Origin of the sequence: Gimesia alba (assembly GCF_007744675.1) — a bacterium.
Lineage (GTDB): Bacteria > Planctomycetota > Planctomycetia > Planctomycetales > Planctomycetaceae > Gimesia > Gimesia alba.
Genome location: NZ_CP036269.1, coordinates 5,619,002 through 5,643,623, shown reverse-complemented (window position 1 = coordinate 5,643,623; position 24,622 = coordinate 5,619,002). Strand labels below are relative to the sequence as shown.

The window sequence follows — 24,622 nt, the reverse complement described above, 5'->3', positions numbered from 1 at the left end:
TGATGTTTCGATTCGCAATTTAAGACAAACTCGTTGACGGAATACTTCAATGGGCATCAAAATAGATCTAATTGAAAAATTTCTGTCCCCGTTTTTTTAAAGAGGCGCAAGTATGGCTGACTCACTGGAAGCATTTCTTGCAGAACATTCTCGGTTATCGCGACGGTTTTTTTTAAGATATGGCGTAGCAGGGGCGGCTGCTTTTACTGCCGTCAATCAATTACAGGCAAAGGTTCAGGATCGAGACCCCGCACTACAACAGGCGATTGACCAGCTCGAAACCAATCTCACCATTCCGAAATCATTTCGTGATGTCTCGCGGGGAAATCCCAAGCCGCATTCTTTGAGTGAAGAGAAACGGAAACAGGTCGGTTTGACGCGCGAGACCTGGTCTCTCGAAGTGATTAGCGATCCGGAAAACAAGGCCCGGCTGGGAAATCCCCTCACCAAAGAGAATGGAAACGCACTTGATTTTGAAGCGTTACTCAAACTGGGAGAAAAACACGCGGTCCGGTTTTCCAAAGTGATGACCTGTCTGAATATCAGAAACCCTCTGGGTACCGGTGTCTGGGAAGGGGTTCCCTTACGTGAAATTCTCTGGCTGACGAAACCGCGCGATAACATCCGCCGCGTGTTTTATAACGGGTACCATAACGACGATCCCAAACAAATCTTCAAAAGCTCGCTGCCCATTGATCGTGTGCTGGAAGATCCCGCAGGATTACCACCTGTGATACTGTGCTACAAACTCAATGGCCAGTGGCTGAGCCCGGAACGTGGTGCGCCCGTGCGGATGGTGGTTCCCGAATCATACGGATTCAAAAATGTGAAATGGCTGACTCACGTTTATTTTTCCAATTTGTTTCACGCTAACGATACCTATGCTAACGGGAATAATGACATCGACAGCACTCTGAAAACGTTCGCGTCCACGCTCTCCTGCCCCAAACAGGTCAAACCGCTTCAGCCGATTCCGATTACCGGCTATGCCCAATCGGGCACTGCAGGATTGGCGAAAGTTCAGGTCTGGATTCAAAAGAATGGCGAGAGTTTACCCGACGATGATAAATACTTCACCACCGCGCCCTGGATCGATGCGGAAATCCTGTCTGCACCGGCTTCCGATCAATGGGGCGGCGATCTACCCGATCACAAAATTCCGCCCGAAACCATCGGCTTCGACAACAAAACCGGAAAACCCAACGCATGGCCGATGCCATTGATGAAAGCACACTGGGCGATTCTGATGCCCGGCTTACCGGCAGGGAAATATACGCTCCGCTGCCGCACGATCGACGCCAACGGCAAAGCCCAACCCATGCCGCGCCCTTTTAGAAAATCGGGACACGTTTCCATTGAAAAGAAGGATCTCGTGGTGACGGCTTAACCTGTTCTTAAAATAAGAAATTTCTTCAAGCGAGATCTATAAATTGTGATGAATATCGTTCACTCAGAAAATCATTCAGGTTAGACTTGATCGTGGTTTGATGAGAGGATGTATCGAATCGCTTCTTCATGGTCAAGCATTCTCACGTCGCCTAATTCCGGAGTAAAACGCATGCCAGTTTTTCTAATCACCGCAACCGATAAAACTGGCAATCGCGAAACTCATCGCGTCGAAGCGGAAACCGCACAGGAAGCCTGTGAGAAACATGAGTCTCTGGGGTTCACGGACATCGTCCTGCACGACGATGATGTCTTTGCTGTTACGAATGCCCTGTTTCCCCCGAATGCTGATGTGGAAAAAAGTTTCACACCAGCAGAACTGGTCGAAATGCGGTATCTTTCAAAATTCGACAATTTTCTCTTTCTGGTGAAAAAGAATTTTCGTCAATATCAGTGGTCGCTCCTCTTGATGACGATTCTGGTGCTTTTCAGGTGGGGAGAAAGATCAGGGCTGAAATACTTTGACTATGTTCTAATTGGAATCTCAATTATTGCCTGTTTCTGTGCGAGTTATTTATCACCAGCAATCAAATACAAAAAGATGATTGATGCTTGTTTCTGGGGGCGTTGGCAAGAGACGCTTGATCGCATTCCCGGACTAAGAGGCATCGTGCCGGAGTATGAACTTTCAATGCGTGAAGCATGTGCATTGGCTGGTTTAGGGAGAAGTGAGGAAGGGCTGGCATTGATGCAACCCTTCTTAGATTCCCCCGAAATACCTCGTTGGATGTATTTCGAACGATTAGCCGATTTATTTGAGGTCGGGAAACAATTTCCACAGGTCATCGAATGCTTGCGTCTTGCCTATGAAGAAGCACCAGAGAACCCGACCGTAAAAATCGACTATGCTTACGCGATTCTCAAGTATGGTTCAGATTCAGATATCGAGTTGGCAACTCAGTTGCTTGAGAGTACAAAACAGCAACATTTGAGTGATCTGGTGGAACTGTTCTGGTATCACTATTATGGCTTCCTCGAATTATCCCGGGGGCAGTATCGAGAAGCAGAAGCCCATTTTCTCGTCTGTCAAAACGGTATGATCCCTTTGGCAGCAGACGAGCCTGCGCTGCAGCTAACAATCGATATTTGCAGAGCCTATCAGGCAATCGCAACTGCCGAACTTGGCGAAACAGAAAAAGCCGAAGCCCTCTACCAACAGGCTTTACCACGCTTGCAGGCACTCGAGGAAAAACGCATCATGGATCGTTACGCAGCCGCTATTGCCTAGGTAGTGTTTCTTAACTCGAATTCGTATTTGTAAATTGGGAGAAACCGGGGCTAACGCCCTTCGGCTAATAAGTCATTCCGGCTGGCAAAGTCCCAAAAACAAAATCAGCCGCACAGCGTTAGCCGCGGTTAAAATCGAACTGGGTTAGGTTGCGGTCCTGGGAATCACATACAAAACCAATAAATAAACGCTACCTGGGTTTTGTCTAATCTGAACAATGCTATTTCTTCCCCTTCGCCTGTTTCGCCTGCTGTTCACGGTTGGCTGATTCGGCGGCGAAGACTTCTTCTTTTTCCTTTTCCATTTCGCTTTTGACCTCGGATGTGATTTCACCGGAATCTAAGGATTCGTCTCCGGAACCACAGCCGGGAAGCAGGCACAGAGCGAGAAGTAATAGACGATATGACAACAGTTTCATGGGAATTCCTCTTGATGAGATCTAAGTAAGAACAGGTGGATGAAAAAAGATAAGGGAACAGCTCCGTTAACCGCAGGGCAACCTTCGATTCCGGAGGAATGTTGGTTACCCTGCGAGTTCACGATCGAAAATTACGGAGCCTGTTCGAAATTAATGCTGCTTAATACTCACCAACAGACTCGCGGTCATTCGTCAGGCTGATGCGACGCATGATTTCGCCGTCGATGTTGTAGCTGATGAGTCGTACCGAGCCATCGGCCAGGCAGGCGTTCATGCCGCCCTGATGGGCTGAGCCGAAGAAGGGATGCCAGTTCGTCCAGCTGACGCCCCCTTTATCAACCACGGCGACCGTGTTAGTGGGAGCATCAGTATCGTAGAGCGGGGTTAAACCATATTCCACGCCTGCACTATTCTTACCGGCTCCATGGCGGATGACACATTCGTCCCAGCCAGCATTGACCCAGGGTTCGTTGTCGCCGCCATCTTGTCCATGTCGATCCGGATGCAATGCTTTCTCCGCCACCATGATCGTGTTCGAGGCACCATCTTTGATATCGTTGATGCGAATTTCACGTGAATCAGTTCGCACAACCACGCCCCGCTGACCAAGGCTGAGAGTCGAAGTAATCCCGCCCTCTCGCTGTCCCCCATTGCCGGCATAGTCGCTGCGATAATAACCACTACCATAAGAGGTCGGCTTACGACGGGAAGGGCAGTAATAGGATTTGATTCCTGTTCGGCCAACGAGCGGATAGGTTCCCACAGGATCGGCATCCGTTCCCAGTTCATACACGTTCGACTGCTCCATGTAGGGCAGAATGTGGTAGAGCCAACTCCAGCCGGCTCGTTCTTGAGCATTACAGCAGGCATACGATGAGCCGGCGCCATCGCGGGCACCCGTGGGAAGTCGGTCGTGTACATCGTGAAAGTTATGAAAGGCCAGACCAATCTGTTTCAGATTGTTTTTGCACTGTGTACGGCGGGCTGCTTCGCGTGCCTGTTGGACGGCTGGCAAGAGCAGGGCAATCAGGATCGCGATAATCGCAATCACGACCAGTAATTCAATCAGCGTAAATCCGCGTCGACGTTTGGAAGAATGTTTGAGCGCACCGGAAGCCGGGGAAGAAAATGGACGTAACGTCATCATTTTCCGATCTCCTTAATGTGAAAAAGAAAAAGAATGTAAAACAGTTTTTCAACTTTTCAAGGCAGGTGATGCCGGTGGTGGGTCTTGACTGACCTTAATCAGGAACAGGGAGCGAAGCCCTTTCCTGTTGTTGCGGATATACTATCTTTGAATTGTTAATAAATTGTGAGCGATCGATGAATTGTGAGACTGTTAACAGCGACCCGGGGGGAGCTTGCCTTAAAAACAGTACTGGGCAAAATGCCAGACGTGCGATCAGAAATGGGCGAGAGGAGGGGACAACGCGTTAGATCAATTGACAGCATCATTGTCGCTAACAGTCCGAGGCTTCAGGCGTGCGTTTTCTTATTCCCCCGGATTACACTGTACCCGATTCCGCACAGGCCACCGATGAGTCCACTGACTGGCATCCCAATGATGATAAAGAATCGGCTGTGGGCAGCCAGCGCTTTACCGGCAAAGATGCCATGTTGAGAGGCGAGCACGGGGGATATAATCCAGACTCCGATGACATAACCAGTAATGAGTCCGATGATGCCGCCTACGATCAAATGTTTGAACCAGCCGGTCAGTTTTATCTGGCCAAATCGACTGGAAACGAGCGACAGCAGAACTACTCCCAGTAAGGGGCCAATGAAAGGGAGACGGACACCGTTACTGAATCGGATCATCGGTCCGGTTTCGAGCCAGGACCAGCTACAAATAAAAGTTTCGGCGATTAGTCCCAGAAAGAGTCCGCACAGCGGTGCGATGAAATAGTTCTCCATGTCTTTACGGCATTCTTCGTCAGTTGTAGTCATACTATTACTATTACTTTGACTTTCGCAGATGAAATGAAATCGGACTAAGATTGTACCACACAGATAAGCTGCACCGTCAATATGATTTCATCTTTCCGATTTTTCTCGCGAATGAAACGATATTTTTGTTAAACTGGATCGAAGCAAGATATTCATCTCTAGAACCACGCGTGAGGAAACAACGATGAGCACAGAACAAGCCGCAGCAGCGGAAACACAGCCCTCCCGATTTCACTGGCAACGGATGATCCTGCTGATTGTGGGGCTGATACTCATCGCGGTGGGCGTTGCCTGGCAGCTCAAGCTGCTGCCTCTGGGGAACAGTCTGCCGCGTGAAAACGCGATCATGGTCATCGCCCCTTATCGGCATCAGGGGACCTGGGTCTTCGACGACAGTTCCGCCGGTCTGGTACAGGAACCGTTTGTGGCCGGCGTTCCCGAGATGATCGATGTGATTGTGGCCGACATTCCTGACGCCAATGAAGGGTTTCGGCTGCTGTTCTCTGCCAAACCCTTCCCGAAGTTTCAGAAAAAACTGATCTGGCTGCGCGGCGATCAGGGGGGCAACTATTACCGCTTCGAAGATTCCGACATGGAAGGCTGGATCTGCCCCGCCATGTTCAAATATTACGAGACCGCTCCCAAAGCGCTCTACGTCAAAGCCGAGCCGATGAAATAAGCGTGCAAACCGAGCCAGGCTGGCCTTTTTTGTGTCACTCCCGAAACACGAGCGGCAGACATTTGACGAAACAATAGAACCCCTACTATAGTAGGACCATTCACAGGCCCCCGTAGCTCAGTTGGATAGAGCAATGCTTTCCTAAAGCATAGGTCGCAGGTTCGAACCCTGCCGGGGGTAATGAAAATACCCACGATTTGTAGGGTTAAATGGGTTTGCTGTTTTTCGGTTTTTGGCTGGAATTCAAACTGGTACCAGAATTGGTACCTAATTCCGCATCAGCTCCCCAAATTACTTCTGCTGCCTTCTGAGCATTCCTACCAACATAATATTTCATGGTTGTATCAATGTCTGAATGGCGCATGAGCAACATAAGCACATCTGGCATGACTTTCAGGGACCATCGTTCACCGAATGAACGCCGTAAATCATGGGCAGACGCAAATCGGGGTTTTCTCTTACCGGTCTTCTTGTCAATGTTCCCTTTATCACCGACCACGATATTAGCTTTCTCTCCTATGTTGGCTATCTGCTTTGATATCGTCGACGGTAACATTCGTTCGGTTCGCTTCTTTCTAGCCAGTGGGTTGAACACCGGCCCGGTTCGCTCGTCCTCTGGCACCTCTTCAAGAAGTGTAGCGAATTCGGGAACGATAGGAAGCAACCGGTCTTTGTTGCCTTTCTCTGCTTCCATACGAATCCTGAGCATAGGGCGCCTGCCAGTGAGATCAATTGATAATTTATCTTCTCGATCCCAGTACAGTTCTAAAGACTCTGTGAGTCGTAATCCAGAGCACCACAAACCCCGTAAGTGAAACCGCCATGATTCGGTCTGTTTTTCTCCACAGACGCTTGGGACGGCTGATAGCATCCTTTCAAATTCCTCTAAGCAGAGAGGGCGCCCGCGCATCGCCTTTTCTTCCCGAATACGTTTAAACTTGGGAAACTTTGGGACTACCGGAATTAACCCTACTGAGTGCGCCCAGTTCAGAGCAGACTTTGTGTAAATTAAATAGCCTTTGATGGTCACTTCTTCAAGCCCCTGTGACCGCATCTCTTTGACCATTTTGCTGATTGCGGTAGCATCAATCTGCATAAGCAAATTCGGCTTAATAATCCTCTCGATATGCCTGAAAGTGATCAACGCTTTTGCTATTGAACTATCTGCAAAGCCTGGCATGACTTCTGTTTCGTATCGCTGCAGAAAATCTATCCATGTCGTTTTGGGAATTTCAAAATAGGTACCTTCGTTGAGTTCCTTTTCCAGGCGATCAGCGAACCTTTCCGCATCACGTCTAATTTTAGTGTGGGTACTCTTGCGTTTCTCACGTCCTGTCGCAGGATCAACCCACTTCACATAGAAATTATTACTGTTGTCTCTCTTAAATAGGATTGTCTTAATTACTGCCATTATTTCAACTTCCCCTTTAATCCGCCTATTAACAAGTTGGTATTCATCCAGTTTCATTTCATCGTGTTACAGGGGCTCCTATGTGATTCTGTGTGCCATAGTGATGAGGAGGATGGCTTCCAAGATTGCCCAGTTTGTAGACCGCTGAAAACGTTTTTTAACTGAGGAAACCTGGTGAGTGTTGGAGACGCAATAGGATGTGAAAGTACTCATGATAAAGCACCTTTCCACACACTGAGCACAGTGCGCAAAAAAGAACCCATACTCTCACGTGCAGCTTCAAGGGCGGACAAGTGCCGCCCCGGGGGCCTTACGGCTACCCCACTCCGCGCAAGAGTATGGATTCTTAGATACTTGTTGTTTTTTGAATTAATCACTCGTTGCCTTTCGGCTTTATGAAGACTCGATTTTCTATGCGAACCTCCCTATTGTCAATATTAGCTTGTACCCGTTAAGTCATGAATCAAAATGTTTTTTCAATGCTGATACTCGCAGACACTGCAGACACCTGACACTTGTGTCAGAAACGTTGGTTTCAGAGTGATGTTTCAGGGGTGATGATGAAAAGGGTCAGCTTCAAATCAATCCCTGTGCCATGATTTATCCCCCCATTTGTTGTCTTCACTCCTGCCAGACCCGAAATAATAAAACGAAAGGCGAGTACAAAAGCCGGCAGTTCCCTATGGTATCGAATACTTTTTAACTCCAGGAAGGACCCATGACATCTCTAACACCGCTTATTTCGAACCTGGTAACTCTCGGGCAGAATTACAGGATTTTATCGAATATATAAAAAATTACTCCTTATCCATTATGCTTAAGAGCAGAATCCACTCTACGAATTCGTCGTCATCGCATCTTTGAGGGTTCCATCAGTGGTTGCATTTTCTTTTCAACAAAACCAGTCTTGCAGGGGCGTTTATTTCCCAGGAAATAATTTCAGTATTTAACTGATGTGTGTACATGTTTATGTGTTGCGAAAGTGGACTACCTCAGGAAGCCCCAACATGAAGTGTTCTGCTCAGTTGCTGAATCTGGATTCACTCAGAATACCATCTTGGTCAGAATCTATTTGTGATAACTTTCTCTTCTTTGGAATCAACGAGTTCGTGAATATCCCTCTGTTTACAAGCCGACTCAGACACATGCACCGCCACGGGACGGTCCCCCTTATAGGGGGGACCTATCCCGCCGTGGTGCTCAGAGGAAAGGGATATCTCATTATCCCGCTGTGTACCGTTGCGTCCCGCCATTACCGTTGAAAGGCTGTAATGTTCACAAGACCGTCCGTTCCCGGCTTTCTTAAAAGTGGACTCGATACTTTTAGATTCCTCAAGTTCAAGTAGTGCTGTATTAGTTCGTTGCGTTGACAGCTTTGCTTTATCACGAATAGTTGAGGCTGGAGACGGTTTTCCAAGTTTCTCAAGGGCTATAAAAACCTTATTTATATCTGATTCTAATTGTTCTTTCTTGGCCCGATGCTTGTCTTGCTCTTTAGACGCACGTTTCTCGGCTCTGGCCTGCTGAGAGGCAAACAATCTGGTTTCCCACACTCGCCCGCCCTCGTTGTCGATGGAGCCCTCATTGATATCGAGTGCCCATCCCTGAGAATGCCCAGCAGAGCCACCAGCAACGAAATGGAGCTTGTGAATGCCAGCGTTATCTGGGCGGTATTCTTCTCGACGATTCAATAGGATCCATTGCCTTGCCCACTCCTGAAAACCAGCAAAAGCGATTTCCTCAAGTTGTGGCTCTGAGAATTCATTCCGGCCGTTACTCTTTCGCGTGTGATGAACCAGAATGATTGTACAACCTGTTTCCTGTCCCAACCTGGAGAGCAGTTTCAATTTTTCACCGACTGAGAATAGATTGCTGGCCCCGTCACCTAAACTAAGGCATAGGTAAGCAGGATCAATAATTAAAACGTCGAGATTTTTATACTCTATGGTTCGCCTGATATGCAAAAGATCTGGTTCGTTTTCGATTGCAGGTAACTCAAAGCAGAAATGAATCCCTTCTATCTGATCGGGGGGACATCCCATACTCTTGGAGATTCTTAGAAAAGTCTCCTGAATAGTTGCAGGCCCTGATTCACCAGACATCACACCAACATTCCCGTTTTTTTCTACATAGAACTTACCAAGAAATGGTTGTCCGGTTGCAAGACTTACTGCTAATGCAATCAGTATGTTTGTTTTAAGACATTTTTTAGGACCCGCAATGATGCAGGGTTGACCTTTGAGTAACACACCATTGATCAGATACTCGTGTTTAAAGTTGCTTTTAATTAGTTCTGTGGACGTTAGGAACTCAAACCGTTTTTTACCTTGTACTTCAGAAGATAGATTGAGCTCACATAGGACTTTATCGAGATCTTCGCCGCTGTTGAGTGATTCCCCCGCTTGTAGAAGCTTCCTACTGAGATCAGCCCGCCAACGTCGATCTATTACCCGTTTTGCATAGTGGCTATAATGGGCTGTTTGTGGGGCTGATTCCATTAATGCGATCAGGTATGGCACACCGCCAATTTGGCTTAGGTTACCTTGATTGGCTAAATCTTCGGCAATCGTGCCGGTATCAATTGGTATTCTGTTTTTCCGAAGACGATCAATAGACATCAGAATTGTCCTGTTTCGATCACTATAGAAATGATCAACAGTTAATTCTGATACTTCATCTCTGCACTTTGGATCAATTAACAGACAACCAACGGCATAGTTTTCCATCTTTCCTGGTTGAGCAAGTTCTTCTGAGGTTTTTGATATCACCAAGCATCCTCCCGAATATAGTGTGGTGATATATTCCGATAGTTTTTTCTCATAATTGTGCTTTGTGAAATGATTTATGGTTGGTCGCAAGATTGAAACTAAAATCATCCCGGAAGCAGTTATGCTTGGGGATTGTTGGCATTCTGGGAGTCCAGGAAATTAATGAATGCTTGTCCTTTGACAAACTTTCTATTCCCGACCTTTAGCATTTTTAAGCCGGCTTTACGTGCCTGGCGTAGTGCCCAGTTTCCCATGCCTGATACTTGTTTGAATTCTTCGAGAGAGTAGAGAGTTTGCGGCTCTATTTGTCCTGTTGATTTTGTCATGAATTCACCTCGTTCACAGAGTCGTGTGAGATGCAATCAATACTGTTTTGATTGCTGTTGAGGTGATTAAAGCAAAATGATTTCGGAAGAAAAGCTGGAAATAGAGCGCGAACACCTAATTGTTCGCACTGTTCGCGTGTGGTAAATAACAGATCAAATATGGTCTGGATGCCACAAGTGCCTATACCGTCTGGCCTGCTGCAAGAGGCTGTCTGCATTAAGGTGCTTAGCATTACCTATAAATTGGCGAGCAACCTCAGCTTGCGTGATCATAGGATACAACTTTTTAAGCATCTTGCAGAGATCTAAAACATCCGGGTTTTCAGGCAGTTTTATTTTTGAACTGTTCGCGGTGTTCGTGCCTGTTGTTGGTTGCTCAGACCGCAATGATTTTTCAGCTACCCTTAATTGCTGCTCGAGCTTAAAGTGCAGCATTTTGACAAACTCGTCATTGATTTCCGAAAACTCTTCTAAGAAACTTCTGATATCTTCGAGTTCTGTTTCAGATTCGACTCTTTCTTCGGCCCAGGAAGCTATTTGGAGAAAATCACTGCTGTAGAACCTATTTGCCATATCATCAACGGCTTCAAGGGCGATTAGCGATTCATATCCTTTAAATGAAATGGGGTGTAACCATTCTGCATTCGCTTCTGTTACGAGTTCAATAGCAAAATTGAGTCTACTTCGATCAGACCAATATGGTTCGTAGATTTCTTCCAATTTTTTGATGTGTGTTACACAATGAGCAAAGCATTTTGTAAGTTCGCCGCGAAGCACCCAGCCAAAACGTGAATAGCCTTCATTGATAGGGAATCTTCGGCTAACACGTTTTAGGGAATTGAAAACACACTCAATATGGTAAAGACAAGAGTAAGCGAAATTGGTCATTTCGCGAATCAATTCATTGGGATCCTCATAGTCACTTTCACTATTCATAGTTTTGTGTTCTTCAAAACCGGGTTGACTGCTCATCAAAGTGTGGCATTCGAAATATTTTGATAATCAGCCGAAGCAGGGGTTTAACCTGCATCTGGTTAAAATCATAGCACTATAGATTATGATATTGGACGATCCTCTTGTATCCACACATCTTTCAAGTGCCATTCTACAATAACTCAAGTGTCGCCACAAACAGAAATTCGATCTTTCGAACTTGGTGTTTTCACTTTTGGTATTTCGGGTGATTAGATCACATTTTTTAGCCCAATCCGATAACGTGGTGACCTTCCCCTCCCGATTCCTGTTCCATGCAAATTGCGAGAACTTTTGTTATCTTGTATTTTTCGCAGGAGGATCAGACAGCATGAAACGGAAACGATTTTCGAAGGAGCAGATTGTTTTTCGGCATCATGAGTCCGGTACTTCGATAGCAAAGTGACCTTCCCCCCATTTCTTGATCCATGCAGAATGTGAGAGATTTTGTTATCTTATATTTTGAGAAAGGACCAGAAAATGAAACGAAAACGCTTCACAGAAGAACAGATTGCCTTCGCTTTACGTCAGGCAGAATCAGGGACCCCGGTGGTTGAGGTGACTCGCAAGATGGGCATCTCCGAACAAACGTTCTACCGCTGGAAAAAGAAGTTTGCCGGGATGGGAGTCGCTGAAGTACGCCGCCTGAAGCAACTCGAAGAAGAAAATAAAAAGCTGAAACAGCTTGTAGCCGATCTCAGCCTGGATAAAAAAATGTTGCAGGATGTCATCCAGGGAAAGGTTTAAGGTCTGATCGTCGCCGAACGGTTGTTAAACGGCTACAGCATGCTTACGAAATCAGTGAACGCCGAGCTTGTCGTGCTTTACGGTTTCTACGTGCCAGCCGCCGTTACAAAAGCGTTCGAGACGAGCGGACCGAATTACGAATCCGGTTACGTGATCTGGCCAGTAGTCGTACGCATTACGGTTATCGGCGATTACATATACTCCTTCTTCGTGAAGGATGGAAAGTGAATCACAAGCTGGTTTACCGACTTTATGTCGAAGAAGGCTTGCAAATGCGTCGAAAACGTCCACGACGGAATCGGAGTTGTCAGGTTCGTGTAACACGACCGAAAGCCAGTAGCACTAATGAGAGTTGGAGCATGGACTTCATGACCGATCAGCTGTTTGACGGGAAACGATTCAGGCTGTTGACGTTAGTCGATAACTTTAGTCGTGAGAGTCTGGCCATTCAGGTGGGAACACGGCTGACTGGAGATGATGTGGTGGCAGCTCTGGATCGCGTCAAAGAGGCTCGAGGCTGTCCCCAGTCAATCCGTGTAGATAACGGTCCCGAGTTCATTTCGAAGAGTTTGGACTGGTGGGCTTACTTCAACAACGTGACTCTGGATTTCAGTCGGCTTGGAAAACCGACGGATAATGCGTATATTGAATCGTTCAACGGACGAGTTCGCCAGGAATGTTTAAACCAGCATTGGTTTTTAAGCTTGGCAGATGCTCAAGAACAAGTTGACCAGTGGCGGCTGGACTACAACGAAAACCGTCCACACAGCTCACTGGGAAATCAAACCCCAGTGGAGTTTGCGAAAAAATCATGCCCGGCGCGCCGGGCATGATTACCTTGGAGTTCTAACATTCCAACTGGCTCAAGGTTGGGGGCAAGGGCACAACTTAAAATTGTAACATTACAACTGGTACCGTCCGTGGGGGCAGATCAAGTTTTGGTTTTTAACCGTCGAAACACGGCGGGCGAAAAAAAAGACGCCTGCGATGACGTTGAATCAGGTCCGTTTGGGGATCGTGTCGATATTGAGACGAGAGATGGAATACGATTCACCCCGCAACGTGAGATGGCGAACCGAGCAACGATTACTTCGAAACCAGCAGGCAAGGCTATATCATTGGAAACAGCATAACAGGCTCCCACCAAAGAATCTGGAGCGAAAAAGGATCTAGGACAGTCGAACTAGAGCTCTTCATTATTTACAATGAATAAAGTCCTGAATCGATCTACTGAAATCCGCCAGGAAGCAGACAGTGGAACGAGGGCGCAGCCCGATTGGAGACTGCACAGCGAAATTACCTAACCCAACCTAAATCCAGCAGCCACCATATCTGAGGAGCTCCGTAACAGGATTTCATTGACTTGTATTTTAATAAATGTATAGTCGATGGCTTGTCATATGTGTAAATATTACAACAGAGGGGATGATGTGATGTTTCGATTATGTAATTCTCAGCACAAGTGTCAAATGATTGCTTAGGAATCTACTCTTTTGGAAAATCAATCTGGTTTAGCAAAATCGGTGGTGATCAACATACAAAGATTATTTGAACGCATTTGTTCAAATAATCGCTTAGCGGGCTTGTCAGTGTCATTTCTACTCCTAGTACATGCTGGAATGTTGGCATATTCAGCAACAAAGCATAGTCCAACCATGCTTGAACCTGCATTTCTAGTGGCTGGATTACACCATTGGGAGTCTGGGCAATTTGAGCTGTTCCGAGTCAATCCACCACTAGTCCGCATGTTGGCTGCATTACCTGTAAAAGCAGTCGGGTATGAATCTGACTGGAGCGGTATAAATCAAAAGCTTGGCGCAAGACCTGAGTTTAGGATTGGAATTGATTTTGTCAGAGTCAATGGAGAACGCTCTATCTGGTTATTTACTATTGCTCGATGGATGTGTATTCCTTTTAGTTTAATAGGAGGACTAATTTGTTTCTTTTGGTCGAAAGAGCTTTGGGGTAACAATTGTGCGGGGTTGTTTTCACTCACACTATGGTGCTTCGAACCGAATATTATTGCACATGCAGAATTGATATCTACTGATTGTGCAGCTACTACATTCGGACTTGCTTCTAGTTACGGTTTTTGGAAGTGGCTAAAAAAACCTACCTGGTTACGTGCCACATTTGCTGGCGTTTTACTAGGGCTTGCTGAGTTATCTAAATCAACTTGGATCATACTATTTGGGCTGTGGCCTCTTCTTTGGTTGTTTTGGTGTAGTGTGGAATGGAAATCGAATAAGATGAACTTATCCCCTCAACCACGCCCGAAATTCTCGCAAATTACATTTATTTTATTGCTTGGACTTTACTTGCTTAATCTAGGATACGGATTTGAGGGGTCGCTGACAAAGCTAAATGAATTTACTTTTATTAGTAAAACAATGTCTGGTATAGAAAAAGACTGCAAAGAAGGTAACCGATTTTCTGGAACTATCTGGGGAGAATTAATGGTCCCTCTTCCAGCAAATTATTTACGTGGAATAGATATACAGAAAAAAGATTTTGAAGACTACGAACAGCAGAACTACCTCAGAGGTGAATGGAAAGATGGGGGATGGTATTACTATTACTTTTATGCCCTCTTAGTGAAAGTTCCAATTGGTATGTTATTGCTTTTTCTCGTTGCGCTTAGCACTTACTTTTTGTTCCCAGTAGAAGTTCAATCACATTGGCGGGATGAGATTATTCTTATCATTCCGGCTGTTGTTTTATTTATCTTTGTAAGCTTGCAAACAGAAGTTAATGCACATTTAAGATATCTTTTGCCAGCTTTTGGATTCGTGTTTATTTTTATTGGCAGACCTTTCTTTTGGTTGACAAACAATTCTATTCCTGCCATTGTTTATAGTTCTGTTCGTATGCTATCTTTCCTTTGTACTGTTTGGGTTATCACCTCTTGTGTTTACGTGTATCCTAATCAACTTGCATATTTTAATGAATTTGTTGGTTATATGAAAAATGGAAGCAAACATCTACTTGGAAGTAATTTGGACTGGGGGCAAGACTTATTGTATTTAAAAAAGGCACGACACCAATCAAAAGATTTGAGACTTGGATATCATGGCTCAATAGACCCCACATCATTAGGAATTAGTTTTTCACAACCACCAAACTTCTCAGATATTGAAGATGTAAAAATTTTTTTTGATGCAAACCCACAAGCAGTATGTGCAGTGTCAGTAAATAAGTTATTTGGAACTGGAGGCTACATTTTTAATGGTGATAATAGGCTTGCCATTATTGCACCTGATTATTTTAAAGGTCTTAGATCTTATAAAGCTTCATCTCAAGTTGGAGGGTCGATTTGGATTTATACTGCTTCTTCGCTCAAGAACAAGAATGATACTAATCAGATAGAATTCTAACTTTCAGAGAGGTCATAATGAAAATACTCTCAATCATCTACATTCCAATACTAATTTTTTTTGGGGGGGGGGCTACATGGTTTTTAGGGGGCTACTTTGGAGAAGTTCTAATATCAGAGCAGTTAAAGGATAGAAAACCATTAATAAAAATTTCGGAGCAATCACTTACTTTAGGTAAAGTTTGGGAACAACAACGTTTTGAACATAAAATCTGGATTGAAAACTTGTCAGATCAAGGGCTTAATGTATCGCTCTCCGCTGACTGTAATTGCACAAAGCTTTCTACATCGAGAATCTATATTCCCCCCAAAGCCAAAAAGAATTTCATCGCGGTATTCGATTTGATAAGGGGTGATTTAAGTAACTCTGCCCAAGCGACTGAACCAGGGAAATTCGAAACTACAATCAAAACAACTATTCATTCACCCTACTTTGAGATTAATAACTGGAAAATCAATGCTGACTTACTCCCTCCCATTTTCATGAATTCGAGATCACTAGTTATTGATACATCAGACACAACTAAGAAAGAAGTAGAAATAAGAGTGCCGGTTACTACTCTTAATGAGATCGAGTCAATTAAAATTGAAAATACACAAGAGGATATTTGCACTGCGTTTATTAAAAACTATACCCGTCATGACAGTGATTACATTATAACACTGAAACCGAATTTAACTCTTTTGGCTGGTCTCTATAAGGGCATGATTAATGTCTATGTCAAGCCGGTGGACCGTAAATATTTTCTCGCACGAAGCCTAACATATAAGGTAAATGTTGAGTCAGACTGGCTTGTGACTCCAGACTCTATTCTACTGTCAAATCTTTCGATTGATGATAAGCGAAAGATCGTGGTGAAAATCAAATCAAAGTCAAAATCACCATTTAAGATTATGAAGTGTGCTTTAAAAAAACACTTCGGAAAAAACTATAATATAGAACTTGAGCATGTTGAACAAGATGACTCGTCACCTCACTTTTCAGTTTTATATTTTACTCTATATGCACAATCGGCGGGAGTTCACTCTGGTATTTTAGAAGTTTACCTTAAACTTAGTAATGGGAAAGAGCGTTTTCTAAAATTGCCATTTTCTTTCTCAATCTCAGCCCATGATGTAATATTGAAATCCTCGTAATACTTCTCAAGTATTATCAGCATAAGTATAGATGAAGTTTTACCTACATCCATTCACGCTGTTTTTTTATTTGAGAAAGAAATAAGGCAGTAAAATGAACCGCATATTTACCCTGCATCTTATTTGTATTATTTTTGCAAACTCATTTTGTCGGGTTTCACTTGCGTCAGAAAACTCACCTCTACAAATTGACGAAATTCTTACCGTTTGGAAACAGCGAAGTGAAAGAATTCAGAGTGCAAGCTTTGAAGTATCAGTAAAGCAAACACGAAGCAAACGCCATTTTAAGTTAAATTCGGACGAAGAAGAAGAAAAGGCAGTTAATCCGGCTCCTGTGGAGGAAGATAAACTTGCAAAGGATTATATTACATTTAATTTGAATTATAGTTTATTATTTGATGCACCTCGAGTATTTTGCCGGATTAAGGGGCAGTGGCCAGATAAAAGTCTACAATCAAAAGACTTTGGAAGGACAATGGTGACAGATGGAAAATATGCTTCAGACCTTGGTAGTTTTCAAGGTCACCCAACTGGGACAATTTATGCTGATTCAGGGTGGAGAGGAAATTCCATCTTTGCTCTTAAGCCTATTCGATGGGCGCTTTGTCCATCTGATGCCTCTTTAGGAATTCCGTTGAACGAGTTCAAGCCCATACCAGAGTTGCAATCCATTGATAACATCCAATGCACAGTTTTAGAGCGTGATATCTCACAAAATTCAGAAGCACCTGGATATAGAAAAATAATTTTATGGATCACTCCGGAACAAAATGATTGCGTTGTCCTAAAGTATGCTCTTCAAGAAATGGGGCGTACAATCGTAGCATACCATTGTCAATATGATTTTAGTCAGCCGGTGGGAGCTATTCCAACATCATGGTTTACGATTTGGTTTTTTAAGGATGGCGGAACAAGAATTCGTATAGATGCAAATGTAAAATCACATGAGATCAATCCAGTAGTTGAAGACAGTGATTTTCAGATTGACTTTCCTGTTGGTACATTTGTAACAGATATGCGAAAACATGACCGCTATAACCACGAACTGAACTATATCGTGCGAAAAAATGGGAAAAAGCGTATTGTCTTATGGGAAGAACGTGACAAAACATATGATGAGCTTCTGGCATCTAATACACCACAACCGACTCAACAAATTAATTCCACTATTAACATCCGATTTCTAATAACCGTTATCAATGTTATACTTGTTCTTGTGATTTTAAGCATCGTATTCTACAAACGTTATAAAACAAAAGCGTAGTTTTTTGTGTTGAGAAAAAGTATTACCAATTTCTCTCACATTTCTTAGATTTTCGTCAGGCGACATTCTTTTAATTATTGGGGGAAGTATGAAACAAAATTGGAAGCTAGAATTTAACTTAGGAATTGTTTTGATATACGCCTTACTATTTTCGTATCAGGCTTGGAACTCACATGCATCTTGCCAAACACCAGAGTGTGATGAGTTCTCATGCTACAGGTATGACTCTAATGGTACAAAAGCAAATGAAAACATATTGTATCTCAAGGATACTGCAAAATCTACTATAAGCAATACTCCGCTTAGTGGTACTCGAGTAAAACACAATAGCGAAACCGTTACGAGATATGATTGTGCTTTCGCAGTTCCATCTGAATGTGCGAATAATTTTGTTGCACTTAGGAATTATCCAGGTACCAGTTGCCAAGATTGTTTTTTAGATCAAGACTATTTCAGATATTTTTGCGCAGAGGGTGATCCAAAAGAAGGCGTTGCTGGATCTTGGAACGAATATGAAGATGCTGATAACTAAAATTGAACTTTAGTTGTACCAATCTAAATAGAGGATGGTTAACTTTTGACCTTGCCCACAAACTTGTACCAGTTGGAATGTTAGAAATCCAAGGTAATCATGCCCGGCGCGCCGGGCATGATTTTTTCGCAAACTCCACTGGGGTCTGATTTCCCAATGTGCGATAGCCCAAGACTGGCGGACTCCTGAAGAATACTTCAGAATCTTCTTAGGAGGAAATCATGAGCAAGGAGTTCAAAGTGTCAGGGAAACAGCACCGGCGATCGTTTACGGAAGAATTCAAGCGGGATGCGGTCAATCTTGTTGCAGTTGAAGGTTATTCATTCAACCGTGCTGCACAAGCCGTTGGTGTGATGGTCTGATTTTCAAAAACTGATCCAATTGTTATGAAGGTTCTTAGCGTCCTTTAGACGAGGAGACCTTTTGATGAACAAACGAAGAAAACGCCACAGTCCCGAACAGATTGTTCGTAAATTGCGCGATGCGGATGCCATGCTGAATGCTGGTAAAGATCTGGCTTCTGTCCTGCAGATTCTTGCAGTCTGCGAATTGACCTTCCCCCCGTTTCTTGATCCATGCGGAATGTGAGAAATATTGTTATTCTTTCATTTTAAAAAGGACCAGATCTATGAAACGAAAACGCTACACAGAGGAACAAATCGCTTTTGCACTACGGCAAGCTGAGTCAGGAACCGCTGTCGTTGAGGTGACGCGCAAGATGGGTATTTCCGAACAAACGTTCTACCGCTGGAAAAAGAAGTTTGCCGGGATGGGAGTCGCTGAAGTACGTCGCCTGAAGCAACTCGAAGAAGAAAATAAAAAGCTGAAACAACTTGTAGCTGATCTCAGCTTGGATAAAAAAATGTTGCAGGATGTCGTCCAGGGAAAAGTATGAGGTCCGATCGTCGTCGAGTAGTGGTGAAACGGTTGCAAGTCAGTTATGCCGAAAGTGAACGTCGCGTTTGTAAAGCCTTGAACTTTCCGCGAGCCAGCCACCGTTACAAAAGTGTTCGAGACGAGCGGGCCGAATTACGAATCCGTTTACGTGATCTTGCCAGTACCCGTGTGGATTTCGGTTATCGTCGGTTACATATTTTCTTGTTGCGTGAAGGATGGAAAGTAAATCATAAGCTGGTTTACCGTCTTTATATCGAAGAAGGCCTACAAATGCGTCGAAAACGTCCACGGCGGAATCGAAGTTGTCAGGTCCGAATAACGCGACCGAAAGCCAGCTGCACTAATGAGAGTTGGAGTATGGACTTCATGTCCGATCAACTATTTGACGGGAAGCGATTCCGGCTGTTAACGTTAGTCGATAACTTTAGTCGTGAGAGTCTGGCTATTCGGGTCGGTACCCGGATGACGGGAGATGATGTCGTAGCAGCTCTGGAGCGAGTCAAAGAGGTTCGGGGCTGTCCTCAATCGATTCGCGTGGATAACGGCCCCGAGTTCATTTCGAAGAGCCTGGACTGGTGGGCTTACTTCAACAAGGTAACTCTGGATTTCAGTCGGCTTGGAAAACCGACGGATAATGCGTATATTGAATCGTTCAATGGACGAGTTCGCCAGGAATGTTTAAACCAGCATTGGTTTTTAAGCCTGGCAGACGCTCAAGAACAAGTTGACCAGTGGCGGCTGGACTACAACGAAAACCGCCCACATAGCTCACTGGGAAATCTGACCCCGGTGGAGTTTGCGAAAAAATCATCCTCGGCGCGCCGAGGATGATTTACATTGGATTTCTAACATTCCAACTGGCTCAAGGTTGGGGGCAAGGTCAAAGTCTATTGGAAACTCTCACAACAAATGGATCAAGTTAAGGGGGGCATGCCACCGCCGGATTGTCACACGCTGGGAATACCATGATTATCTCTACGAAAGCTTTGTTATATTCGGATGTATATTTACACTTTTAAAACGGTTTTGAGATGACCTCTAGTCATATTATGACTGACTTGCGCAAAGATTCATGCGAAAGCGATTTTGAGATCAAGATACTTTTGGGTCTACGGAACCAGTGATCTTTTGTGTCATGATGTTTATAATAACAAACGGACAGTTGAAGTGTGCATTTAGGTATCAGAAAGAGGTAATTGCGTGTTAGTTATCGTAGGTGGTGTAGTTTTATCTTATGCGATTCTCTCATTAGTACACTTGGGTATCCAAATTTGTCTGGCCCAGCTTTATCACCAGAGGGTAGTCAAGAAATACCAAAGTGCGGTTGAAAGCCAGCCGAGTATTTCAGTGATTTATCCAGTATACAACGAGAGTCCTGAAATTCTGACCATGGTGATGGAATATGCAAAATCTTGCCTTAACATTGAAGGATTAGAAATTATTTTTGTAGATGATGGATCACCAAATCGTTTTGAGTTAGATCCTGTTTACAAAAAATATGAATGCGATCAGATAAAAGTTGTTTATCAGGAAAATAAAGGCAAGCGAGGGGCGCAGCACAAAGGGCTCGAATTTGCCTCGGGAGAATTTATAATTACGGTGGATTCGGACACACTTATTATCCCGGAAAATATTCCCAAGTTGATCCAACCGCTTCTCATTGATCCCAATATTGGTGCCGTTTGTGGTGAAATTTTACCCAAGAATTCAAAAATAAACCTCCTGACTCGTTTACTGGATTTACGCTATTGGACTTCATTTAATCTGGAACGGGCTTCTCAAAGTTATTTAAAGTCTGTTCTATGCTGTTCAGGTCCTTTTTCTGCGTATCGTGCTTCCATTCTGCACGAGGTAAAGGAAAAGTATATCAATCAAATTTTTTGTAACGAAATTTGTACTTATGGAGACGATAGGCACCTTACAAACTTGGTCTTAGGTGAGGGATATCATGTCATTTATCAACCCGGGGCGACAGCCTGGACCTTCGTTCCTGAGTCACTGGGAGAATTTATTCGTCAACAGAACCGTTGGAATAAAAGTTTTTTCAGGGAAATGATTTGGACTTTTAAAATAAAGCGTTGTGTCCATCCTTATGTCTTGTTTGATATGTTGATGCAGCCGTTACTTTTCATAGGGTTTACTGTAGCTCTTTGTTTCAGTCTGTTATTAATTAATGAAACTGCCAATTTAATGATTCCGGTTTATTATTTAGGTACATTGGTCACCATGGCTACTGTGAGATCTTTTTATGGGCTGTTCCGTACGAGAGATATCCGTTACTTACTTTTTGTTTTATATGGGTTTTTGCACGTATTTATTTTGGTACCCGTGCGTTTCAAATCTTTGCTGACTTTAACTGACAATCGGTGGGGAACCCGGGGATCAGTGAAGTTGAACACTCCACTTGATTTTTTGTTCTGGGCTTCAGCCTATTTTTCAATTCTGGTTTTGGGAGCTTGTATTATCAATTTGTTATTGCCGAATGTCATTTCATCTACGAGTATGCATTTTAATGGTTCGTTGATCGATTGGGTTTGGCGAATGATCATTCCGATAGGATATTCACTGATCATTCAGATCTTACTTTTAATTGCTTTAGTCTGTTTTCCGTTCAAAAGAAAATTCAGAAATTCATAGATTCAGTCTCTGACTGAGTCATACTTTCGAAGTTTATTTTCTCAGTTTTACTTTTAATAAATAATAGAAGACTAGTGAAACCAGGAGAATATTCAAAATAAGGGTAACCCAGAGAGTAAAGTTGCTTTCGGTAGCTAACTTACTGCTTTCAGTCCGGGAAATTGGGAGATTGCTCTTAATTCTATTGAATGACCTTGTGTTGTAGCTATAAGGAGGCAGCACTGCCAGTGCTTGGTCTTGTTGAAATTCCTTTAGATTGAGCTGGCTATTATGGTCCAAGTCTAACTGATTAAAAACATTATCCACATTTGACATAATCTTTTCATATTTAATCGTATCTTTTGAGTTAATCAGTCTTTTGGTAGCAACAAATATTTCTTCAAAGGACAAGTATTGGTCGTTGTTTTTATCCAAGTTTTTGAATACGATTTCGCGCGGCGCTTTTATTAGATTGAGTTGAAGAAGGAACTCCCTTTGATCGAGTCGCTGGTTCCGGTCCTGGTCGAGGCGATGGAAGTAGTCTTGGATAAGGGTCCGAGCGACCAGTCCCTGTTTCCAGTCGAATTCGGCAGCCGAGAGCATACCGTCGTGGTCCAAGTCTTTCCGCTGCACGTGCCACTGGACCAGGGGGTTGGTGATGGGGGTGTCACGGTATTCGTAGAGTGAGAGGACGCCATCACCGTTGCCATCGAAGGCGGGAATCAGATACGGAGCCAGTTCCCGGTGGAAGCCGGTGTCAGATGCCAGTTCGGCAGCGGTGAGTCGGGCATTACCGTCTTTGTCGATCCGTTTGAAGTAGTAGACGGGATCGATCCAGCACAGGTCGGTGGTCTTCCATTCTTTCAGACTGATTTGCTGGTCTTTGTTCTGGTCCGCCTGCTGGAAGAACTTCGTGAGCTGTTGATCCTGTTTGAATTGGGGCTTGAGTTCCCCGGCACTGAGCTGCCCGCTATGATCGGTATCCAGGTGTGTGAACAGCATCCAGTTGACGACGCGGCCCGAGGGTTCCCGTAATAGCTGGCCGTCCAGAGTGCGTACGCCATAGGCGATATCCAGCAACCGCTGCAGGTCATCACGGGCGACCGGTTTGTTATTGTGCTGGTCGGCCAGTTCAGGGAAGGCTGCTTTGAGTTCTTCTATGCTGAGTTGGCTATCATTATTTTGATCGGCCTTCGGGAAGGTACTCAACTGCTGCCGTACTCGATCAATGACCGGATCGGGAATCTGCCGTTGCGCCAGAGGAACGGCAGGTGTGCCGCGGTATTCGTCGAACTCCATCCGCTGATCACTGTTCTGATCATAGAGTCGGAAGTCCCGTTGTCCGACTTTCTGGTGTTCGGGTTTGAGGGTGGCCAGGTACTCGGTTTCGTCTAGAGCACCATCGTTGTTCTTATCCGCCAGATCGAATTGCTTGCGTGAATTCAGGTTGGAAGTAAAAAAATACTCTTCGGCTGATAAGTATTTATCATCGTTAAGATCAAAATTACTGAAGAAATGAGCTTGTAATGATAGGCAGGATGGTGAGGATTCAGTCAAATATTCTGAAAAGTCTAGCAGATCATTTCCATCCAAATCTTTTCTAATGTTATACCAACTTCCTAAAGGATTGCTTAATGGGGTATGTAGAAATTCTGTAAGTGATAAAGAATGGTTATTGTCAGTATCAAAACCAGGGAAAATATATTTCACTAATTGTTTTTGCCAGCTTCCAGCATTTAACGTGATTTCATCTGAATCAAGTTCCCCATCAAGATTGGTATCAAATCTATCGAATACAGAAGCAGGGCTGAGATTATGGTACTTTAAAGTTTGAAATTCTTTAAAAGATAAGGCACCATCCTGGTCAACATCTGCTTGACGGAACTGAGTATGATCAGAATTGGAATCAAAGCCGGCTTGTGTATATTCTTTCAAGCTGAGTAGCTGGTTTTGATCTGAATCCTTCACGATGAACCATCTTAAATTCACAGTGACAGCATTATCCAAACGTAATAATTGTCCGTTTTTATCTCGGATGCCATATGCAATATCAACCAGTTCCTTGACTTCTGGCAGACTGCAGTACTGATCTTTGTTTCTGTCCCAATCATTGAAAGAAGTTTTTTTTAATTCAGTCAGAGAATTGATGAGTTGGGATTGAATCCATTCTTTTTGATTTAGTCGATTATCCGAATCTTCATCCCACCTATTCCATGAGCCCTCTATTCTGTTTTGGATAGAATGAACCATTTCATTGATAGGATCGACAATACGGTCCAGTTGATTAACTGGAAGAACTGAAGTGATTTTTGAGAATTCAGTCAAAATTAAGAACTGATTCTGATCCAGATCATGCTTTGAAAACAAGGTTTTCGATTGTTCTGAGGTCAGATTAGGAACCCCATCCGTAAACTCGTTTAAGTCTAATTGGTCATCTCTGTTAACATCGAGAAATCGAAAATTATTCAGATGACGCGGATGTTTCCCGTGTCCTCGATCGATCATCTCCTGCATCTCAAGTTTTTCATTAAAGTTAGTGTCCCAATAGTAAAACTGGACACGCCTTTTGGCTCGAATATTTGGTGGTGAAGCCTCAACGAATTCTGCAAACGAAAGATGTCGTGAATGATCAGTGTCAAACTGATCAAATAATTTTGAAATAATGAGTTTCTGCGAATTTTCATCCGGGAGATTTTTTTGTGCAGCGAGACCCCCCGAAAAGAATAATTCAATCAAAATCAGCAAAATGGTAAATCGAAGAGTCTCTAGTGAACGAGACGGTTTAAGAATGATGTTTAACATGACTCAGTTTCTCAATTCAAATATTTTCTATTCAGGATGATGAAGATCAGTATAAGAAA

General features: G+C 43.9%; 19 protein-coding genes, 1 tRNA gene and 1 pseudogene. 13 read left to right on the top strand and 8 right to left on the bottom strand.

Annotated elements, in window-relative coordinates:
- Nucleotides 1-112: 112 nt before the first annotated feature.
- Both Pan241w_RS21020 and Pan241w_RS21015 read left to right on the top strand, forming a co-directional pair.
- Nucleotides 113-1,387, top strand: a complete 1,275-nt coding sequence (locus tag Pan241w_RS21020) for a molybdopterin-dependent oxidoreductase (RefSeq protein WP_145219628.1) — start codon at nt 113-115, stop codon at nt 1,385-1,387.
- A 171-nt stretch (nt 1,388-1,558) separates the two neighbouring features.
- Nucleotides 1,559-2,674 carry a tetratricopeptide repeat protein gene (locus Pan241w_RS21015; RefSeq protein WP_145219626.1) on the top strand — a complete coding sequence of 372 codons (1,116 nt, stop codon included), beginning with the start codon at nt 1,559-1,561 and terminating at the stop codon, nt 2,672-2,674.
- Nucleotides 2,675-2,894: 220 nt separating this feature from the next.
- Here the strand turns inward: Pan241w_RS21015 and Pan241w_RS21010 are convergent, their stop codons facing one another.
- The 3 genes from Pan241w_RS21010 to Pan241w_RS21000 all read right to left on the bottom strand — a co-directional run bounded on the left by Pan241w_RS21010 (nt 2,895) and on the right by Pan241w_RS21000 (nt 5,039).
- On the bottom strand, nt 2,895-3,092 hold the full coding sequence (locus Pan241w_RS21010) for a hypothetical protein (RefSeq protein ID WP_145219624.1): 198 nt from the start codon (nt 3,090-3,092) through the stop codon (nt 2,895-2,897).
- Between the two features lie 160 nt (nt 3,093-3,252).
- Entirely contained in the window at nt 3,253-4,239 is a 987-nt protein-coding gene (locus Pan241w_RS21005) for a DUF1559 domain-containing protein (RefSeq protein ID WP_145219622.1), read from the bottom strand.
- Between the two features lie 329 nt (nt 4,240-4,568).
- Entirely contained in the window at nt 4,569-5,039 is a 471-nt protein-coding gene (locus tag Pan241w_RS21000) for a hypothetical protein (protein WP_145219620.1), read from the bottom strand.
- A gap of 184 nt (nt 5,040-5,223) precedes the next feature.
- Between Pan241w_RS21000 and Pan241w_RS20995 the strand changes: the two genes are divergently transcribed.
- Together Pan241w_RS20995 and Pan241w_RS20990 are read left to right on the top strand one after the other, a co-directional pair.
- Nucleotides 5,224-5,718 (top strand): DUF6717 family protein, encoded by a 495-nt coding sequence (locus Pan241w_RS20995; RefSeq protein ID WP_198000056.1) that lies wholly within the window; start codon nt 5,224-5,226, stop codon nt 5,716-5,718.
- A 106-nt stretch (nt 5,719-5,824) separates the two neighbouring features.
- Nucleotides 5,825-5,898 (top strand) — tRNA-Arg (locus tag Pan241w_RS20990).
- A 25-nt stretch (nt 5,899-5,923) separates the two neighbouring features.
- On the opposite strand, the gene Pan241w_RS20985 is transcribed toward Pan241w_RS20990, so the two are convergent.
- From Pan241w_RS20985 to Pan241w_RS20970, 4 genes are all read right to left on the bottom strand, one after another.
- On the bottom strand, nt 5,924-7,186 hold the full coding sequence (locus Pan241w_RS20985) for a tyrosine-type recombinase/integrase (protein WP_145219618.1): 1,263 nt from the start codon (nt 7,184-7,186) through the stop codon (nt 5,924-5,926).
- A gap of 1,004 nt (nt 7,187-8,190) precedes the next feature.
- The gene (locus Pan241w_RS20980; protein WP_198000055.1) at nt 8,191-9,897 is read right to left on the bottom strand and encodes an AAA family ATPase; all 1,707 of its coding nucleotides are present in this window, start codon (nt 9,895-9,897) and stop codon (nt 8,191-8,193) included.
- A 119-nt stretch (nt 9,898-10,016) separates the two neighbouring features.
- The gene (locus Pan241w_RS20975; protein ID WP_145219613.1) at nt 10,017-10,223 is read right to left on the bottom strand and encodes a hypothetical protein; all 207 of its coding nucleotides are present in this window, start codon (nt 10,221-10,223) and stop codon (nt 10,017-10,019) included.
- Between the two features lie 153 nt (nt 10,224-10,376).
- Nucleotides 10,377-11,195 carry a hypothetical protein gene (locus Pan241w_RS20970; RefSeq protein ID WP_145219611.1) on the bottom strand — a complete coding sequence of 273 codons (819 nt, stop codon included), beginning with the start codon at nt 11,193-11,195 and terminating at the stop codon, nt 10,377-10,379.
- Nucleotides 11,196-11,675: 480 nt separating this feature from the next.
- Between Pan241w_RS20970 and Pan241w_RS20965 the strand changes: the two genes are divergently transcribed.
- The 9 genes and pseudogenes from Pan241w_RS20965 to Pan241w_RS20930 all read left to right on the top strand — a co-directional run bounded on the left by Pan241w_RS20965 (nt 11,676) and on the right by Pan241w_RS20930 (nt 21,782).
- Nucleotides 11,676-12,775 (top strand): IS3 family transposase gene (locus Pan241w_RS20965; protein WP_145219610.1). Its coding sequence is split into 2 segments (ribosomal slippage): nt 11,676-11,940 and nt 11,940-12,775, totalling 1,101 coding nucleotides; the frame shifts between segments, so codons are not numbered across the junction.
- 660 nt (nt 12,776-13,435) lie between these two features.
- The gene (locus Pan241w_RS20960) at nt 13,436-15,316 is read left to right on the top strand and encodes an ArnT family glycosyltransferase (protein WP_145219608.1); all 1,881 of its coding nucleotides are present in this window, start codon (nt 13,436-13,438) and stop codon (nt 15,314-15,316) included.
- 17 nt (nt 15,317-15,333) lie between these two features.
- Nucleotides 15,334-16,452, top strand: coding sequence for a hypothetical protein (locus Pan241w_RS20955; protein WP_145219606.1), 1,119 nt, complete (start codon nt 15,334-15,336; stop codon nt 16,450-16,452).
- Nucleotides 16,453-16,546: 94 nt separating this feature from the next.
- Complete coding sequence (locus tag Pan241w_RS20950) at nt 16,547-17,716, top strand: hypothetical protein (RefSeq protein ID WP_145219604.1); 1,170 nt, start codon at nt 16,547-16,549, stop codon at nt 17,714-17,716.
- 88 nt (nt 17,717-17,804) lie between these two features.
- Nucleotides 17,805-18,248: a hypothetical protein gene (locus Pan241w_RS20945; protein ID WP_145219602.1), complete on the top strand. Its 444-nt coding sequence runs from the start codon at nt 17,805-17,807 to the stop codon at nt 18,246-18,248.
- Between the two features lie 221 nt (nt 18,249-18,469).
- The gene (locus tag Pan241w_RS20940; RefSeq protein ID WP_145219600.1) at nt 18,470-18,610 is read left to right on the top strand and encodes a transposase; all 141 of its coding nucleotides are present in this window, start codon (nt 18,470-18,472) and stop codon (nt 18,608-18,610) included.
- 64 nt (nt 18,611-18,674) lie between these two features.
- Nucleotides 18,675-18,806, top strand: a pseudogene (locus tag Pan241w_RS29470) (IS3-like element ISBlma5 family transposase); the annotation flags it as partial.
- A gap of 70 nt (nt 18,807-18,876) precedes the next feature.
- A protein-coding gene (locus tag Pan241w_RS20935; RefSeq protein ID WP_390621024.1) for an IS3 family transposase occupies nt 18,877-19,976 on the top strand; the annotation gives its coding sequence in 2 pieces (ribosomal slippage) (nt 18,877-19,141 and nt 19,141-19,976; 1,101 coding nt in all).
- 369 nt (nt 19,977-20,345) lie between these two features.
- Nucleotides 20,346-21,782 carry a glycosyltransferase gene (locus Pan241w_RS20930; protein WP_145219598.1) on the top strand — a complete coding sequence of 479 codons (1,437 nt, stop codon included), beginning with the start codon at nt 20,346-20,348 and terminating at the stop codon, nt 21,780-21,782.
- A 33-nt stretch (nt 21,783-21,815) separates the two neighbouring features.
- Here Pan241w_RS20930 and Pan241w_RS20925 read toward each other — a convergent pair whose 3' ends face one another.
- Complete coding sequence (locus Pan241w_RS20925) at nt 21,816-23,729, bottom strand: EF-hand domain-containing protein (RefSeq protein ID WP_198000053.1); 1,914 nt, start codon at nt 23,727-23,729, stop codon at nt 21,816-21,818.
- Between the last annotated feature and the right edge of the window lie 893 nt (nt 23,730-24,622).